General features: G+C 54.4%; 9 protein-coding genes and 1 pseudogene. 8 read left to right on the forward strand and 2 right to left on the reverse strand.

Going from position 1 to position 18,517, the window contains the following annotated elements; all coding sequences use genetic code 11:
- The first annotated feature begins 7 nt into the window (after positions 1–7).
- From OR1_RS10970 to cydB, 7 genes are all read left to right on the forward strand, one after another.
- Positions 8–4,321, forward strand: a complete 4,314-nt coding sequence (locus OR1_RS10970; RefSeq protein ID WP_041971907.1) for a CxxxxCH/CxxCH domain-containing protein — start codon at positions 8–10, stop codon at positions 4,319–4,321.
- 45 nt (positions 4,322–4,366) lie between these two features.
- Positions 4,367–9,055 carry a CxxxxCH/CxxCH domain-containing protein gene (locus tag OR1_RS10975; protein ID WP_160295241.1) on the forward strand — a complete coding sequence of 1,563 codons (4,689 nt, stop codon included), beginning with the start codon at positions 4,367–4,369 and terminating at the stop codon, positions 9,053–9,055.
- Positions 8,985–12,023, forward strand: a complete 3,039-nt coding sequence (locus OR1_RS10980) for a CxxxxCH/CxxCH domain-containing protein (RefSeq protein WP_052440391.1) — start codon at positions 8,985–8,987, stop codon at positions 12,021–12,023. Before OR1_RS10975 ends, OR1_RS10980 begins: the two co-directional genes overlap by 71 nt.
- A 188-nt stretch (positions 12,024–12,211) precedes the next feature.
- Positions 12,212–13,432: a tetratricopeptide repeat protein gene (locus OR1_RS10985; RefSeq protein WP_041971908.1), complete on the forward strand. Its 1,221-nt coding sequence runs from the start codon at positions 12,212–12,214 to the stop codon at positions 13,430–13,432.
- Between the two features lie 88 nt (positions 13,433–13,520).
- Positions 13,521–13,928 (forward strand): Rrf2 family transcriptional regulator, encoded by a 408-nt coding sequence (locus OR1_RS10990; RefSeq protein WP_041971909.1) that lies wholly within the window; start codon positions 13,521–13,523, stop codon positions 13,926–13,928.
- Between the two features lie 162 nt (positions 13,929–14,090).
- On the forward strand, positions 14,091–15,437 hold the full coding sequence (locus OR1_RS10995; RefSeq protein WP_041971910.1) for a cytochrome ubiquinol oxidase subunit I: 1,347 nt from the start codon (positions 14,091–14,093) through the stop codon (positions 15,435–15,437).
- Between the two features lie 3 nt (positions 15,438–15,440).
- On the forward strand, positions 15,441–16,496 hold the full coding sequence (cydB, locus tag OR1_RS11000; RefSeq protein WP_041971911.1) for a cytochrome d ubiquinol oxidase subunit II: 1,056 nt from the start codon (positions 15,441–15,443) through the stop codon (positions 16,494–16,496).
- 82 nt (positions 16,497–16,578) lie between these two features.
- Here the strand turns inward: cydB and OR1_RS20825 are convergent, their stop codons facing one another.
- Both OR1_RS20825 and OR1_RS11010 read right to left on the reverse strand, forming a co-directional pair.
- Positions 16,579–16,875, reverse strand: a complete 297-nt coding sequence (locus tag OR1_RS20825; RefSeq protein WP_052440393.1) for a flagellar basal body protein — start codon at positions 16,873–16,875, stop codon at positions 16,579–16,581.
- A 20-nt stretch (positions 16,876–16,895) separates the two neighbouring features.
- Positions 16,896–17,078 (reverse strand): hypothetical protein, encoded by a 183-nt coding sequence (locus OR1_RS11010; RefSeq protein ID WP_041971913.1) that lies wholly within the window; start codon positions 17,076–17,078, stop codon positions 16,896–16,898.
- Positions 17,079–17,238: 160 nt separating this feature from the next.
- On the opposite strand from OR1_RS11010, the pseudogene hisS reads away from it, so the two are divergent.
- Positions 17,239–18,487 (forward strand): annotated as a pseudogene (gene hisS, locus OR1_RS11015) (histidine--tRNA ligase).
- The last annotated feature ends 30 nt before the right edge of the window (positions 18,488–18,517 follow it).

The raw sequence follows: 18,517 nt of genomic DNA on the forward strand, positions 1-18,517 counted from the left end.
GGCGGACATGAGATCAATACTTGCGAGAATAGCAACCATGAATACTAGAAGCATTGGATATCTGCTGGTTTTCCTGGTGCCGCTGCTGGCACTGCCACTGTTATTGCCGACCCGATCCGATGCCGTCGATCTGATTCACAACAGTGCGGACACCGCTTCCTCAAAGTGGCAGGCCCAGGGCGGCTGGGGGGTAGCCGGCGGCAAGTACGGCAAATTCACCTGTGCCACCTGCCATGCGCCCGATAGCGACAACCTCAAGAACATCAAGCCGGTCATCAGCACCATGAATGGCGATACCTGGCCCAACGGCGCACAGGATGTCCAGGTTGTCTTTCTCAACCAGACCGGCATGGGCGACGATACCAGGGCCAGAGGCAGTTCCAATCGGATCTGCGAGGTCTGCCACAGCCAGAACCGGTTCCATAACTTTGACTCGGCAAATAACACCGAAGGTCTCGGCCATCCTACCCCAAAGGATATTTGCACCAACTGTCACAAGCACAATACCGGATTCAAGGCCGGTTGCGGCGGGTGTCACGGTAATCCGCCGACATCTGCGGTTTTCGGGACCAATACCGGACTGATCGGGCTTCCACGTCCTTCGAGAGTGCTTGAGCCCGGTCAGGTGGGGGCGCATCATACCCACACCCAGGTGCGCAACATGGTCTGCGATACCTGCCACTACATCGACAATGGCAGCATCAAGATGCCCAACCAGAGCGGCACCATTCAGATCGGCTTTTTCGGTTTCGGGGGCAAGGTCACCAACGGCACGTATGTCCCGTATTCTTCGGCGACCAGGGGATTCCCGTTCGCTTCCGGCACTGCCCAGACCATGATTGCCCAGGCAAAGACCACCTATGAGGAATCGAACCGGTGCCAGAATGTTTACTGCCACGGCGGCGGCGCACCGGGCCATTCGCCGCTTGGCGGAGGTTTGAACCAGCAGCCGCGTTGGGATGCCCAGGGCCAGAATGCCTGCGGCAACTGCCACGGGACTACCAACGACAACCCGCCGACTCTTGGCAGCCATGTGAAGCATACCGGTTCTGCGGCAGGGTTTAATGGTTATGCATTCCAGTGTTCGACCTGCCATCCCGCCACCGATGTGTCTCACGTCCAAGGGAGCGTCAGGTGGCAGTTCGGTGCCAATAATGATCCGCGGGTCGCTGCTGCCCTTTACCGGGCCGCCGGGTCGCTTGCCGACGAACACGCAGGAGCGACCAACGATCTTGCTCCCAGTCCGACATACGGCCAGTGCAGCAACGTTGCCTGTCACAGCGATGGCAAGTCCGGGACACCGCGGGTTGCTCCGGTCTGGGGGGACAGCTCATTCCCGACCGATTGTTCCGGGTGTCATGGCGGCAACGCTGGATCTGTGGCGCCGATGGCCACCGGCAGGCATGCCGCCCATATCAACAACGCCGGTCTTCTGGGGGTTAATTATAACTGTGACGCCTGCCATGCCCGGACGGTTACCGGCGACATCACCATGAGCGGCAGGGGGAACCATGTAAACCTGCTGGCCGATTACTCCGGTGCCAAAGCAGGCAACGGCTCGACCTATACCGGTGCTACCGGCGTTTGCTCTGCATCTTACTGCCACACTGACGGCAAGGGCACGCAGAAGATGACCACGGCATCAGGGTGGAACAGCGGTGCTGGCCTTGACTGCAAAGGGTGCCACGGCAGCGATGCCACTCCTGATTTTAGCGGTATTGCCGGAGAGCCCAACTATGTGACGACCGGAGCCGGTGCGGTCAGGGCAAACAGCCATAAGAAGCATGTCGGCAGCTCCGGTGCGGCAACCTGCGTTTACTGCCACAGCGCTACAGTTGTGGCGTCCGGGGATGCCCTGACCGGCAATCATACCAACATGGTGATTGACGTTCAGAAAGGCGGCGGTAAGAACTTCGATTATATCGGCGCCAAGACCTGCGCCAACATCAGCTGTCACGGCTCCGGATCAGTTAACGCCGTCTGGGGCGACACCTTTCCGTCCGACTGCACCGGCTGCCACGGCGGCAATGCTTCGACCGGCGCCAAATGGCTCAAGACCGGGATGCATACCCAGCACCTCAACAATGCAACAGTAAACGGCGAAAACTTCGGATGTGCCGAATGCCACGCGCTTACGGTGAGTTCGGATCAGGCCGTAGTCAATCAGACCTTGCACGGCAACGGTTTTGTTGATTTCTCCGGCGCCCGCGCCGGTAAGAACAGCGCCGCATGCAATTCAGCTTACTGTCACTCGGACGGTAAGGGTGGGACAGGGATGGCGGTCAGCTGGATAAGCGGCCCGGCAATTATCAACTGCAAAGGGTGTCACGGCGCATCTGCAACCCCGGCTTTTGCATCTGTTGCGGGCGAACCGAATTACGCCAGCAGTGGCCAGGGTCTGTTGTATGCCAACAGCCACGAAAAACATGTCGGTGTTTCCGGGGCTTCGACTTGCGGGTACTGCCATGCAGCGACAACAACTGATGGTATCTCGATCACAACCCCGGCAAACCACCTGAACCGCTCCATCGAGGTTGCCAAGGGTGGCGGGAAATCGTTCGATTATCCGGGTGGAAAAACCTGCTCGAATATCAGCTGTCACGGCACCGGTTCTGCTGATGCCGTCTGGGGGGCGACCATGCCGACCGACTGTACCGGATGCCATGGCGGCAACAGTTCCAGTGCCAATCCGATTGCGACCGGCAAGCACTCGGCCCATATCAATCAGGCGGCAATAAATGGCGATAACATAACCTGCTCGGCATGTCATGCCCGTACCGTCACGGCCGACCGTTCCATCGCCAGCATCGGCAACCATGGTAACGGCTTTGCGGATTACAGCGGTTTATATTCCGGCAAGAACAGCACGGCGTGCAACACCGCTTATTGCCACTCGGACGGCAAGGCTGGGGCAGGGGTGGCGGTCAGCTGGAGTGCCGGGCCGGTAATCGACAACTGCATCGGTTGTCATGGCGCGGCAACCGGTAGCGGCACCTTCACCAGCATTGCCGGTGAACCGAACTACGCCAATGCTGGAATCAACCAGCTGTACGCAAACAGCCACAAGGCCCATACTGCTACCGGTGCGACTAGTTGCGATACCTGCCATACCGATACCGTCACCGCAGGTGGAACAGCGATAAAAGCCGGTTCACTGCACCTGAACGGCACCAGGAACGTTAATTTCAATCGTGCCAATGAAGCAACGGCCTCTTGGAACGGCGTCAATGTATGTTCCAACATCACCTGCCACAGTGGCGGCAACGCCACCTGGGGCGACCCGTCGAGCGCCGGGTGCAAGGTGTGCCACGCCAACCTTTCATCCGGTCATGCCAAGCATATCGGCAATCTCGTCGATAGCGGCATCGTTACCTTCTATCAGTACACTGCCAACAAGTCGGTCGGCACATCGTACCGTTTCGGCTGTGCCAACTGCCACCCGACCGATCCCTCAAAACACCGCAACGGCACGATTGACCTAACTCTGGCTGCCAACAAGGTTGGCGCGAGCTACCTGAACAGCCTCAACAACCAGGTAACCACCGATTCCGGCGGTTATACCAAAGGAAGCGGCAGCCTCACCTGCGAGACGGTTTACTGTCATTCCAACGGCAGAGCGCTTGCTCTTGCGCCGGCCGATTACCGCCAGACTCCGAACTGGTATGGCGGCGCGTTTGGTCCGAACCGTTGCGGGTCATGCCATGACAACCCACCGCAGTATGCCGGTCAGTCGCACTACAACCCGCAGACTGCCATCGGCAACGTCGGCAAGGCACCTTACCGGGAAACCGGTCACATGGTCGGCATCCATTTCATGAATACCGGCAAGGGTAACAAGCAGAACGGTTTCCTCGGGTTCTCGTCTGTCGGCAGCATGGCTCATGGCAATGATGGGGTTGCCACGACTATATCCTGTTACATCTGCCATAGCGGCATTGCCAGCAGCACGGCAATCGATACTTACGCCATGGACGGAAGCAGCAGCCTGTTCCGTTGCGCCGGCTGCCATAACTCATCTACCCGTACCCCTCTCCAGACCGGACTGATCGCCAATACCGCTCTGCATGTAAACGGCTCAAAGGATGTCCAGTTTGCACCGATAACATTCAAGACCAAGGCACAGCTTTCCAATGTTGCCAATGCGCTCGGGTGGACCCGGAACGGCAACTACAAGTCATCAGACTCTTACGACAGTTTCGATCTCAGCGTTGCCTCCTGGGACCCGGCAACCAAGACCTGCCTGACTGCATGCCATGTCAATCAGCCCGACATTACCTGGGGCGGACAACTCAAGTGTGTCAGCTGTCATGCACGGCAGTAAGGGGGGATCATGACAACCATCCGGCTTAATAAAGGTGAAATTAATATGACGAGAAGGAATCTTGAGATAAAGAGAAGTTGCGATCTTAAAGGGTTGCTTTCCGCCTTCGGGATAATGGTTGTTGTATTGCTCTCAGCTACAGGTTCCCAGGGTGCCGACCTTTTGCACAACAGCGTCGATACCGGGTCCAACAGCAGTAAGTGGCCCAACGGCTGGGGGGTTACGGGTGGGAAATACGGACAGTTCACCTGCGATACCTGCCATGAGCCGAATAACCGGGAGAACCTGAAGAACATCCGTACCGTGATCCATACCCCGGACGGCGATCTGTGGCCCAACGGACAACAATCAGTCTCAGTAACGTTCACCAATCAGACTGGGATGGGTGGCGACACCAGGGCGCATGCCGACTCGAACCGCATCTGCGAGGTCTGTCATAGCCAGAACAAATTCCATAATGCGAACAGCGCGAACAACAGTGCCGGACTCGGACACCCCAGCCCCAAGGAGGTCTGCACCAGTTGTCACGCCCATAATACCGGTTTCAAGGCGGCCTGTGGCGGCTGTCACGGTAACCCGCCCGTTTCATCGGCTCGAGGCGGCGATACCGGGCTTATCGGTAAACCGAAACCTTCCTTTGCTCTGCAAACCAGTGCCGCTGGGGCACATGCCACTCACGTAACAGGCAGGAGTCTGGTTTGCGATACCTGCCATTATATCGATAACGGTACAGCCCGGATGCCAAGCCAGAGCGGCACTATTGATATCGGGTTCTTCGGTTTCGGCGGCAAGGTGACAAGCGGAACTTACACTCCGTTCACATCGTCGCGAAGGGGATACCCTTTTGCTTCCGGGACTGCATCTACAGTGATTGCCCCTGGGCAGACGGATCCGCTTCAGGCTAACAGATGTGCCAATGTCTATTGCCATGGCGCCGGAGCGCCTGGCAAAGCGCCGCTTACCGGCGGCACCAACCAGACCCCGAGATGGGATGCCTCCGGCCAGAGTGCCTGCGGCTCATGTCATGGAGCGACATCTTCCAATCCGCCGACAATGGGGAGCCACGCTGTTCACGCCGGTTCCGCAACCGGTTATGGCTACGACTGCAACTTCTGCCATCCTGCCACGGATATTTCGCATGTTCAGGGTAACGTGCGCTGGCAGTTCAGCGCCACAGAACCGAGGGTTGCCGGGGCGCAATATCAGGCAGACGGTTCCGGAGTGGCGGCTAATGCCGGGTCTACCGGCAATATGGCCCCCAGTCCAGTCTACGGAACATGCAGCAATGTCTACTGTCATTTCGACAAGACGCCCCAGTGGGGCAGTTCTCTAGCCGGAGACTGTTCGGGATGTCACGGCAATGATGAGTTGTCTGCCACGCCGATGAACAAGAATGCCCACAAGGCTCATGTGAACAACAGGAGTCAGAAGTTCGACCATTTTGATTTCAAGTGTTATGAATGCCACAACAGTACCGTTGATTCGTCCAACCGTTACATAATTAACAAAGGGCTCCATGCCAACAGTTCGAAAGATGTCGCCTGGGGACCGCTTGCCAAGACCAACGGGGGCGGCGCGCAGTCTTACCTGACCAACGGCTGTGCTACCATATACTGCCATTCGGACGGAAATGGTAATTTTAGGCCGCCGCAAAAAAATTGGACGGAAGTGGCAGACGGCACTGAGGGGAGTGTCTCATGCGACTACTGCCACGGCGGGACCATCGCCGATACCACGGTCATGACTGACGAGCGGCATAACAACCATGTCCGGCAGAGCCCGGCTGGCGGAATTCTGCACAATGGGGTGGGGTGCGACAAGTGTCACGACGCAACCGTCGGGCCTGATGGTGCTTCCATCGACTATCATACCGGCACGCATCTTAACGGACAGCGGGACATCACCTTTGCCAAGTTTGCCAACCGCTCCGGTTCATGGGTCGGCGGAACGACGCGCCGCTGCGACAATACCTACTGTCATGGCAGAAACAACCCGACCTGGGGCACAACGACCATCAACCAGTGCGGGACGTGCCATCGTGCGACCAACACCACGTCGAGCGGTTTGTCGAATGCCCACAGAAAGCATTACAACTCCGGCACGGCGCCGGTCTGGAACACCAATGAGGGGTGGACCAATGTCAACAAGTCTGCCACAAACAACGTATTCATGTGCGGCACCTGCCATTCCGAAGATCCGAATACGCATCATGTGAACGGCCCGGCCATGCCGAACGGTGCTGCCGCCGAAGTAGTCATAAATCTGCCGTTCGTAATTCCGCCTGAGCGGCAATATCCCGCCGGAGGGATCTCCGTCGTCACCAGAGGGACTACAGTAGTTTCCGATGGTGCGGGTTATTTCTATTCCCAGGAAACCAGTTGCGCGACCTATTGCCATTCCAATGGCCGGGGTGGTGCGCCGGTAAACATAATGTCCTGGGACTCATCTACCACTACCTGCGGCAATTGCCACAACAAGGCCGGTGATGCCGATCCGACCTGGTCAGGCGCGCACACCAAACACCTGACATCCACGCTTTCGACTGCCGCCACCTGCAATGCCTGCCATGCGGCAACCGCATCGGGCAACAATACCCTGATCTCCGGCAGAAGGGATCGGCATCCCAACGGGTTCATAAATGTCACCGGAGGTAGCCTGGCCGGAGGGACGATGCGTTGGAACGGCACCAGCTGCAGTAGCGTTGTCTGTCATTACGGCGGAACCACTCCCAACTGGGTGGGAGGAAGCATGTCCGGGAGCAGATGCACCGGCTGCCATGGCGGTACTGCAGGCTCGATCAATCCGATGAGCAAGCTTGGGCATAAAGCCCACATAAACAACCAGACAACCAAATTCGGTGCGACTCGGTTCAACTGCAACGAATGTCACAATACGGTAGTGTATGCCAACAACACCTCGATCCTTCCGACCGGCACCGGCCTGCATGTAAACGGTTCCGGAACGGTTTCCTGGGGGCCGCTCTCCAATGGCGGGGTAACATACAGTTCCGGTAACTGCACCAACATCTACTGTCACTCCAGCGGCCAGGCCACTCCCGCCTACAGGAATCCGACCGCCTGGACTTCGATCGTTAACGGTGCGGAAGGCACGGTTGCCTGCGATTATTGCCATAACGGCACCGGCTTGAACGGCGAGTCCAGGATCTCAACCGGCAGACACACGAAGCATCTGGCCAATAGCGGCGACTCTGGGATCAACCACAAGGTGCTCACCTGCGACACCTGCCACAAATTGACTACCGACTCAAGTTACAACCTGATCCCCGGTGGTATGCACCTGAATAGAGCCAGGGATGTCCGGATGGCCAAATTCGCCAACCGGAGCGGTGTTTACAGTGGCTCGCAGTGCAGCGTCACCTATTGCCACGGCCGGAACAACCCGAACTGGACGGCTACCACGGTAAACTGCGGTTCCTGTCACCAGTCCAACAATAGCGCCACCTTCGGGCTTTCATCGACCCACCGCAAGCATTACGGCAGCGGTACCAGCGTGAGCAACACCAACGGCTGGACCAATACCAACTCTTCGACCCAGACCGCCCACGTTTTCTATTGCGGTACCTGCCACAATGTGGCGCCGCTTACCGACCATGTGAACGGGCCGGTCAGTGTCAACGGTGCTGCTGCCCAGATCGTCTTCAATATTCCGGTTGTGCCTGCGGGCGCCGCCAGGCCCAACACTGTGCAGTACGGAACCGGACAACGCCAGGACGGTGCCGGTTACCTCTTCTCTTCCGGAACTACCTGTGATGTCTATTGTCATTCCGATGGCCGCGGTGGAGCAGGGAAGACCGCATTCCTCTGGACCTCGACCAAGTTCCGGTGCGGCGAGTGTCATAACTCCGCATTTGATGACTACACTGCGCCTACCTGGTCAAAGCCGCATACCAGGCATATCAGGGGCTACTATGAGGCGGGGAATGCCAATGTCAGCTGCTATTCGTGCCATGCCGCAACGGTAATGAGCAATAACACCTCCATATCCGATAAACGCAGGCATATAAACGGCTACCGGAATATCTCATCAACCGCCGCATTCGCCAAGTTCACCTGGAACGGTACAAACTGTTCCAATGGCTACTGCCACAGCGACGGCAAGGCAACCAGTCCGGCATTCGTGGCTCAGTCCTGGACCTCTGTCCCGGCCAATTGCACCGGGTGCCATGGTAACGCCTCCGCAAACGGCGGGAACAATTCGGCCCTTTCCGGAAAGCATGCCAAGCATGTGGAGATTACGACCTACGGATTCCGTTGCGCATCGTGCCACGCCAAGACGGTTGATGCCGGCAATGACCTGGCTCTCAAGCAGTACACCGGGGCAAAATACCATGTCAACAAGATCAGAAACGTTGTCATGGATGCCCGGTATGGCGGCACCTGGACATCTCCGAGCTGTACCAATGTCTACTGCCATTCAAACGGACAAGCGACACCTACATACAGCAACCCCAACTGGACTTCACTTACAACCACCTGTACGTCTTGTCATGGTAACGCAACCAGCAATACCCTTTCCGCTAGACACCAGAACCACCTAAACCCTGCGGTCAATACGAGTCTGGGGCTGGGTAACGGCCTGTTATGCGCCGATTGCCATGCCAAGACCGTCGCAACCAACAGTTCCATAAGCAACTATGCGAACCATGCCAACAGATTTGCCGAGTTTTTCCAGTTCGCACGGCGGCGGCAGCGTCAAGTACAATCCGTCAACTAAACTTTGCACCAATATCTATTGCCACAGTAATGGTAATCCGGCGGCAATCGTCTATCAAAACCCGGTCGCCTGGAACGTTTCCGCTACCTATGGCTGCTCCAGTTGCCACGGTACCAGCGGCAGCTTCGCCGGTGCTCCGGATTATCCGAACGGCGGCCCTGTGCCGAGTCCGACTGCAAACAGCCACCCGGGCCATGTCGGGGTAACATCCGACACCACAATCTGCTCTGCATGCCATGCCAAGACCGTTAGCAGAAGTGTTTCCGGCGTCCTGAAAGATTACACCGCCGTAAGATACCACCTGAACGGATCTCCCAATGTCTACCTAGACCCGCTAAAGGCCGGCGCTGCGGCCAGCTTTAACCCGGGTAATGCCCAATGCAGCAATGTGATCTGCCACGGTGGCAACAATACGTTGTCCTGGGGGGCTGACAGCGGCAAGCCAAAATGCCAGAAATGTCACGGCTATCGCACCCCCGGCTGGAATGCCCTCAACGGTGCAACTGCAAACAGCGATGCTAAGGTCGGAGCGCACTTCAACCATATCTCGTCGACTTCCTATAAGTATTCCCGGTCGATGAGCTGCGCCGAATGTCATGCCGCTTCAATTGCCCTCCCAACTGACAACGTGAATGCTACCGGTCATTACGATACCGCTCCTCCGGCCGAGATTTCTTTCAACGCGCTGGCCAAGACTGACGGTCTCAATCCTTCATACATGTCCGGGATCTGCAGTAATACCTATTGCCATGGCGCCAGCCTTCCGGCAAGCAACCCATCGAGAGCAAACCCTGCTTGGAGTTCTCTATTACTTACCGGTTCGGCAACTCTTGGTGATGGTGTTGCAGGCGGCAATAACCCGGGATCTGGCGATTGCGCCCAGTGCCATGGGTATCCGCCTCAGAACGATCATACGGCAACGAATTGCAATGGGTGCCACAAGCATTTGAACCCTGACAATATGACCTTCAACGATCCTTCGCTACACATCAACGGTGTTGTCGACGGCGGCAGCTGCCTCGGTTGCCACGCCTCGGTCAAGGCAGCGACCGGCACCTCGGCACCAAACATGCGTGCCGCCATTGCCGGCCAGTTCAATGCCCAGTCGCATCATATCCAGAAGGGCGACGGTTCCGCAGTCACCAATGCCGACTGCTACTTCTGCCATATGGAGGCCGATGCCTCCGGCAATACCACTTCCTACCACCAGAAGACCACCAAGGCTGCCGTAGACCTGGTAATCTGGAGCGGCGGGGCGAGAAGCGCGAACTTCATCCGTTACACCGCCAACGGTTCGCGTAACCAAGTCAACAAGATTAACAGCCACTGCCTCGGCTGCCACAGCACCACCAGCCCGCCGGCCGATCCGTTCGGCGACGGCAAATCGCCGAGCAGGTACGCCTGGGACTCCAGAAGCATCGAAGAGAAGTACAGCAACAGCACCACCACCACATGGAGCCAGTACTCCACAGCCAATACCAACCGGAAGAAGCATCTCAAGAAGGCTTACTCTGCCCATGGCAACGCGGCCAACAACCAGATGGGCTGGTCTTCGACCACCGGTTACGAGGTTGATGTGGCCAACTTCACCGGCAACGTCAATGTCAACTGCTACGACTGCCACAATTCCCACGGTTCCGCGGCAGCAGGGGTGACCAGCTCCTACTCCAGCGCCACCGGCAAATACAAAGGTGCGATCCTCAAGCACATCTCCTCGGCCGGTACCGGCGGTTACACCAACAAGTACAAGCCGACAGCGCATACAGCTTCTACAGGTGAGTACAACAGTTATAACGCCGGTGCTGCAGTCTGCTTCGATTGTCACAACACCAGACTTCAGAATAGTGCGCTTGCACTTGGCGGCTACTCACCATGGGGTTACAACGACATCTTCGGCTCCTCACAGGCCCTGAACGGTTACTGGGATACCCCATACTTCGGTGCTTACTCGACAAACTCAGTAAAGAGGTATCCATACAAAGGGATGGTTTCTACCCGGTACGGCAAGTCAATGGCCAAACCGGCCGGCGGTCACTTCGGCGTCAGCGCCACCATGGGGACAACAGTAAGCGGCTCCATCAACGGCCTCTGCACCCCGTGCCACGATCCGCACGGCGTCTCGCAGAACACCACCAAGGTCGCTAACCCGGTCTACGGCGTACCGCTGCTCAAAGGCACCTGGCTCACCTCGCCGTATGCTGAGGACGTAGCGCCCGCCAACACCAACCGGAGCCGCGGCGGTGGATCACGTGAGAACACCCTGCCCGGCGTCGGCGGCGGCAGCGACCCGCTATACAACATCGACCAGAACACCTTCCAGGCCGACCGGACCCATCTGCCGGCGACAGTACCAAGCCGGACCTTCGGCCTGTTCGGAACCTCCGCGGTCACCCTGCAGACCCAGACGTCAGCAACCTCCGGCGGACTCTGCCTGACCTGTCACAACCAGAGCGCGATTGCGCCGAACGCCGGCGGTACGGCTCCGACCTGGAAGACCACTTCCAGGATCCACAACACCGTAACCGGCTGGGGCTCCACCAGCACCGGCAATGCCGGCAACGTGGTCCATTCGTACACCTGCTCCAAGTGCCATGCGCCGCATGTATCACAACTGCCGCGTCTCATGGTCACCAACTGCCTTGACGTCAAGCACCGTGGCCGGGTAGCGAGCGGCGGCACAGTTGCCGCCACTGCCGGGAACAATCCGACCACCAACAACGGCAATATGATGGCCGCCACTGCGATCACTACCGGCAAGGGTGCCGGCCGGTTCCCGGCGGGTGGCGCTCGCTGGACAGGCACTCCGAGCACCTCAAAGTATCCGGGACCGTGGGCCTTCGGTGCCACGACCACAACCGGTACCACCCCGGATGCCGCCTACACCACCAACTGCCACAATAGTGCGACTGCCGGTGGCTCGGCCTGGGTGCCGTCGAACCAGATCTGGAACACCAGGACCAACTGGTAATTTTGCATAGTCGGAAATTTCGGGAGTGAGCTAAGGGACATTTTGCATTACAGCAAAATGTCCCTTAGCTATTTTATTGAGCAGGCTTAGGCAGCTAATACATATATTCAACTGCTATGAACTTCTGATATAGTTGCTTCATGTCTTGGCATCGATCTTATCTTTATCTGGCGGTAATCCTCATAGTAATGGCCATTGCTGGTACGAGCAGGACGGCCACCGCGTCTGATCCATTGCTCTTGAACGATTATGCCCTTCAGTTAGTGCAAAAGGGTGAGATCGAAAAGGCCCTGGAAAACCTTCAACAAGCCTCAAGTCTGTTTCCCTATGACCTTGTCCTGAAAAAAAACCTTGCCGAAGTTTATACTCTCCTTGGTAACCGCTTGATATCAGAAGGTAAATACCAGGAAGCCGCAAGGGTATTTGACAATGCCGCTGAACTCTTCCCTGATAACCAAAGGTATAGAGTCCTTTCTGCAATTGGGCTCTATTCGGCAAAGCAGTATGACGCTGCCATTGTCGAGCTTGAAAGTGCCAGGGGAATGGGAGGCGACTCAGTTGATCTCTTGTTAATTCTCGGGCGAGCTCATTATGATAATGGGAATCTGCGCTCAGCGATTGAGGTCTGGGAGAAAGCCCTTGAAATCCAGCCTGGTCATAAGGAAATCTTAAGCCTGACCGATAAGGCTCGCAGAGAACTTGCGGTTGAAGAGAAGATGGACAAAGGGTTCAGTTCCAGGTTTGTCGTTTCCTTCGATGCCGGGGGGAGTTCAAAACTGGCGGACAGCATCCTTGATGTCCTGGAATCAGCCTATAATCGTGTCGGGTCAGATTTGAATCATTTCCCGAATATGAAAATCCCGGTACTGATTTATACCAAATCCGATTACCGGACTTTGACCAAGAGCCCGGATTGGTCAGGAGGTCTTTATGACGGGAAGATTAGATTGCCTGTAGGCGGGGCTTCGGATATGAATAGCATTCTAAGTTCGTTGCTGTTTCACGAATACACCCATGTAGTTGTTCAGGATCTTACTTCTGGAAACTGTCCGATGTGGCTGAATGAAGGGCTTGCTGAACTAGAAGGGAGGCGCGATTTTAGTCATCCCCTGAAAGAGCTTGAAATCGCGGTGAAGCAGAAGTCGATTTTGCCATTGTCGACCATGGAGCGTTCATTTGCTGCTCTGAATCCAAAGGAGGCAGCACTTGCTTATCAACAGAGTTACTCTTTCGTAAAATACATTATTTCGACATTCGGTTGGCATAAAATAAAGGATATCCTGCTTAACCTGGGTGCTGGTAAAGGGATTACCGATGCGGTTTCGTCAGCTTTATCAGATTTAACCCTTGATTATCAGGCGGTTTATCAGGAGTGGCTCGCCTCTTTGGACAAGCAGTACGGTAAATAATCTTATGCATCAATCAATACAATAATTATGGCTTGACAATAATTATTAGTCACGCTATAAAAGACAAAATCGGTCTTAAAGGGCTTTTATGATGGAGCTGACCCGAAAGGGTGAATATGCAATCCGTGGTATAATTTATCTGGCTAGGTTAAAGCCCGGTTCTGTGGCTCTTATTAGCGAGATTGCAGAGTCAACCGGTGTTCCTCAGACATTTCTAGCAAAAATTCTGCAAAGTTTCGCCAAGATCGGCCTTGTAAACTCATTCAGAGGCACAGGGGGGGGCTTTGTTCTGGGGCGCCCACCCGCAAAAATAACCTTGCTTGAAGTTGTTGAGGCGGTAGAAGGCCCAATAATGCCGAATAGATGCATGATGGATGAGTCTGGATGCGAATTCAGCCGAACCTGTCTGGTCCATCCGGTATGGCGAGAAGTGCAAAGCAAAGTTGTGCAAATCCTAGGCAGTGTTACAATTGAAGAGCTTTCTAAAGGCGAATGATTTTTTTTGCCCGCTTAAAGGACCAAAAAGGCCTTTTAATGAGTATTAGGTTTTTTTGCTTAATTTATACAAATTAAACCGGAGGTGACGGATGAAAACGTAATACGATGTGTACTTCCCTTCATGTAGAACTAAATCTTTTCCTGAAAGGAGTATCACCTCATGAATGTCCTCACTCTCAGTCAGCTGCAGTTTGCGGCAACAGGCATGTTTCATTGGATATTCGTTCCACTTACACTAGGATTGTCAATAATGACAGCCTGGATGGAGACAAAATACGTTACTACCGGAGATGAGACCTGGTTGCGCATGACCAAATTCTGGGGCAAATTGTTTTTGATCAACTTTGCTTTGGGGGTTGTTACCGGAATCACGATGGAGTTTCAATTCGGTATGAACTGGTCAGAGTATTCCCGGTATGTCGGAGATATCTTTGGCGCGCCATTGGCTATTGAGGCCACTCTTGCATTTTTCCTGGAATCAGTATTTATCGGAGTCTGGATCTTTGGCTGGAACAAGATATCCAAAAAGGCGCATTTGGCTTCGATTTGGTTGGCCTCGGTCGCCACAAACGTATCCGCACTGATTATCCTGCTGGCCAATGCCTGGATGCAAAAACCGGTTGGTTATGTAATTCGTAATAACAGGGCCGAAATGAATGATTTTCTGGCTGTTCTTACCAACGACTATGGCTGGATCAAATTCGTCCACACACTGCTTTCAGGTTATGCATTAGCTGGTTTCGTGATCATGGGTGTTTCCGCCTGGCATCTGTTAAGGAAAAACGAAAACGATTTCTTTGTCCGATCTTTCAAGATGGCTGCGGTGTGGGCTTTTGTGGCCACCATCGGTATAGCTGTCACAGGAGATATGCATGCTGTTGAAATAGCCGAACACCAACCTACCAAGTTTGCTGCCATGGAGTCACAATGGGAGACCAAGCGTGGCGTCGGCATGAGCCTGTTGCTGATTCCTGATGTGGCGCGTGAGTGCAACACTGTAGACCTATTCTGCATACCAAACATGTTGAGTATCCTGGCCTTCCATGATGCGACCGGCGAAATCAAAGGGCTCAAGGAATTCCCTAAGGAACTCCGCCCGCCGGTCACGCCGACATTCCTCAGCTTCAGGTTGATGACCGGGCTTGGGGTGTTCATGATTCTCTCCAGTCTGGCTGGGATTATCCTGTCGCGTCGTCAGAAATTCATCGAGTATCGCGCATTCCTTACCCTTATGGTATGTGCTATCCCTGTCCCCTATCTGGCCGAACAGCTGGGATGGCTTGTGGCCGAATTGGGGCGGCAGCCGTGGATTGTTTACGGAGTGCTGAAAACCGCTGACGCCGTTTCCAAATCAATTACATCTACTCAGGTAATCCTGTCTCTTATCGGTTTCACGGTGCTGTACGGAATGTTGGGCGCTATCGATATCTTCCTGCTGGTCAAATACGCCAAAAAGGGACCGGATAAAGATGTCTCCAGTATCATAAACGTTCAGGGGAGGGCATAACTCATGGATATCTCCGTATTCCAAATTATCTGGTTCGTGCTGTGGGGAGTTTTGTGGGCGGTATATTTCATGCTGGACGGTTTTGTATTGGGAACCGGTTTTCTTGCCGGGGTTCTCGCAAAAAACGACACTGAAAAACGCGTATTGATAAATACCCTCGGCCCGGTATGGGACGGAAACGAAGTCTGGCTGATTACAGCTGGTGGCGCCACTTTTGCGGCTTTCCCTACAACTTATGCATTGATGTTCAGCAATCTCTATTCTGCCCTTATTCTTCTGCTCTTTGCCTTGATCGTACGAGGCGTCTCTTTTGAATTCAGGGGTAAAGTGGATAGCAGTGCCTGGAAACAAACCTGGGATAAAGCCATGATAGTTTCCAGCTTTCTTCCAGCCCTTTTGTTTGGCGTTGCCTTCGGGAATATCTTCAAAGGCATTCCGATGAGGAATGACTTTGCTGCTCTCAGTTTCAATTATGACGGCTCGCTGATCGGTCTGCTTAATCCATACGGTCTTGTGACCGGTATCTTGTTCGTACTGCTGTTTGCAGTTCACGGTGCGCTCTATGCAGCGATTAAAACTACCGGCGATCTGAGCCAACGGGCCGGTGCCCTTGCCGGTAAGCTCTGGTTCCCTCTGCTGGTAGTTGCCGTGGCATTCCTCGGTTATACCTATCCGGCAACGAAACTGTATGATAATTTTCTCAAAGCGCCGATCCTGTTGCTTATTCCGCTGATCGCGGTTGTGTCGCTGTTGCTGGTAAAGCTCTTTGCCATCAAGGGCGCCTTGCACAAGGCATTTCTCTTCTCATGCCTCACCATAGTATTTGTAGTTTTTACCGGTGTAACCGGGTTGTTCCCCAACCTGATTCCATCAAGTCTTGATCCGGCGTCAAACCTGACGATCTTCAACTCATCGTCCAGTCTGCTGACCCTTCAGATCATGACTATTGTGGCGTTAATAATGGTGCCTACGGTAATATGCTATAAAATATGGGTTTACAGGGTGTTTAGGGCTCCGGTTAGGACAGAGGACGTCTTAGGTGATCCACAGGCTTATTGATAATACATTCAGAAAAAATCCAAGGGCCGCGACGATATCGCGGCCCTTTTCATTTGGAATGCTGCCTGTCTTAGGTGCGAACCTAGGAGATAAGGTCCAGGATACTTTTGGTCATCTCTTTATCGGCTTTCAGCACCTGCAGATTTGCCTTGAAACCGTTGACTGTCGACAGCATTTCGACTGCTTCTTTTGAGATGTCCACCTGGTCGTCGGTCTTGACGACCGCTACATCCACACCTCCGTTTTCTTTTGTCGTCGTATCGACGCGGGCTGCCTTGAAACCGTCGGTGGTTGCGTTGGCGATATTGTCAGCAGTGACTGCCAGTTTTGCAGTTGCTGCCTCGATGCCACTTTGCGCTATGCTGTTAATGTAATTCATGGGAAACCTTTCTCCACTCCCTAGGCATAAAATGACACGTTGAAGCGTGGGTCAGGCGTTTGTTGAACGGTCAGGCTTTCAAGCATATTCACAAGCTGCTTCTGAGATTCTGCTGCCTGCTTTATCATCATCAGGCTCAATCCCTCGCGGTTATTTCTTTGGGACATCTGCAAGACGATACCGGCAAGATCGGACAGTTCCATAACTCCCTCCTATGTGTCTATATTATCGGCAATTTTTGTGAAAAATTAAGAAATATCTTGTGTCAAGGCTTGAACAGCGGGTTAGTGGTTGAAATTCGTCGTGCAGGAAGATACATTATGCCAGTTCAGATCGAGTTTATTGACAGGAGACAGGCAACGTATGGCAATAACCGGTATTAAAGGATTCAATGACATCCTCCCCGGAGAGGTCGAGAAGTGGCAGTATATTGAAGCAACTGCACGCAAGGTTTTCGGCCTTTACGGATTCAGCGAGATACGTATACCGATACTGGAAAAGACCGAGCTGTTTGCTCGATCCATAGGGGATGCGACAGATATAGTCGAGAAGGAGATGTATTCTTTTGTCGATAAAGGCGAAAACAGGGTAACGCTCAGACCGGAAGGGACCGCCAGTGTTATGCGCGCCTTCATTGAGCACAAGCTCTATGCGTTGGATTCCGTTTCCAAGCTCTATTACATGGGACCGATGTTTCGATACGAGCGACCGCAGAAGGGGCGTTACCGCCAGTTTCATCAGATCGGCGCCGAGGTTACCGGTGTCAATGATCCAATGATAGACGCCCAGGTTCTCAACATGCTTTGTCAGTTTTTTTGCTGAGCTTGGTTTGACCGAGCCCCATCTTGAGATCAACTCGCTCGGATGCCCGGAATGCCGGCCCGCTTACCGTCAGGCCCTCAAGGAGTTTCTTCGTTCAAGGCTCGATCTCCTGTGCGATGACTGCAAAAGGAGATTTGAAACCAATCCCCTGCGGGCCCTCGATTGCAAGGCTGCTGGTTGCAAAGAAGCGACTCAGGGCGCGCCGTCCGTACTCGACAATCTGTGTTCTGGTTGTGAGGAGCATTTTTCGGCGACAAGACGTTACCTGGACATCTCCGGAACCGGATACTCAGTAAATTCAAGGATGGTCCGCGGTCTTGATTACTACACCCGTACCACTTTTGAGCTGGTTACGGGTCTGCTCGGCTCTCAGAGTGCGGTTGCTGCCGGTGGCAGGTATGACGGGCTGATATCGGAACTGGGCGGACCTGCAATCCCGGGAATCGGATTTGCCATGGGAGTTGAGAGAGTGGCCCTGCTTCTTGCTGAAAGGGATTTTGCCGGCCGGCCGGATCTGTTCATAGCCGCCTTGGGGGATGACGCGCGCCAGTGTGCATTCAAGCTGATGGGAGAGTTGCAGTCCAAAGGCGTCAGCGTGGAGATAGATTACGACGGGAAAAGCCTTAAAAGCCAATTAAGAAGATCTGATAAGTTCAATAGCCGCTTTACGCTGGTAATCGGAGGCGACGAGATTGCCAAGGGAACCGCACAGCTAAAGGATATGGATGCCGGTACGCAGAGAGATGTCAGTCTGGTGGCTGATGCCATTGCCATTGTATTAGGGAGCTAGCAGTCTCAGCAACTAAACTGCGATCAAAGG

Source organism: Geobacter sp. OR-1, assembly GCF_000813145.1.
In the GTDB taxonomy this organism is placed as follows: domain Bacteria; phylum Desulfobacterota; class Desulfuromonadia; order Geobacterales; family DSM-12255; genus Geoanaerobacter.

Excerpts from the sequence above, each read along its gene's own strand:
- OR1_RS10975 (WP_160295241.1), top strand. The coding sequence starts at position 4,367 with ATGACGAGAAGGAATCTTGAGATAAAGAGAAGTTGCGATCTTAAAGGG.
- cydB (WP_041971911.1), top strand. The coding sequence starts at position 15,441 with ATGGATATCTCCGTATTCCAAATTATCTGGTTCGTGCTGTGGGGAGTT.
- OR1_RS20825 (WP_052440393.1), bottom strand. The coding sequence starts at position 16,875 with ATGAATTACATTAACAGCATAGCGCAAAGTGGCATCGAGGCAGCAACT.
- OR1_RS10995 (WP_041971910.1), top strand. The coding sequence starts at position 14,091 with ATGAATGTCCTCACTCTCAGTCAGCTGCAGTTTGCGGCAACAGGCATG.
- OR1_RS10990 (WP_041971909.1), top strand. The coding sequence starts at position 13,521 with ATGATGGAGCTGACCCGAAAGGGTGAATATGCAATCCGTGGTATAATT.
- OR1_RS10970 (WP_041971907.1), top strand. The coding sequence starts at position 8 with ATGAGATCAATACTTGCGAGAATAGCAACCATGAATACTAGAAGCATT.
- OR1_RS10980 (WP_052440391.1), top strand. The coding sequence starts at position 8,985 with ATGCCAACAGATTTGCCGAGTTTTTCCAGTTCGCACGGCGGCGGCAGC.
- OR1_RS11010 (WP_041971913.1), bottom strand. The coding sequence starts at position 17,078 with ATGGAACTGTCCGATCTTGCCGGTATCGTCTTGCAGATGTCCCAAAGA.
- OR1_RS10985 (WP_041971908.1), top strand. The coding sequence starts at position 12,212 with ATGGCCATTGCTGGTACGAGCAGGACGGCCACCGCGTCTGATCCATTG.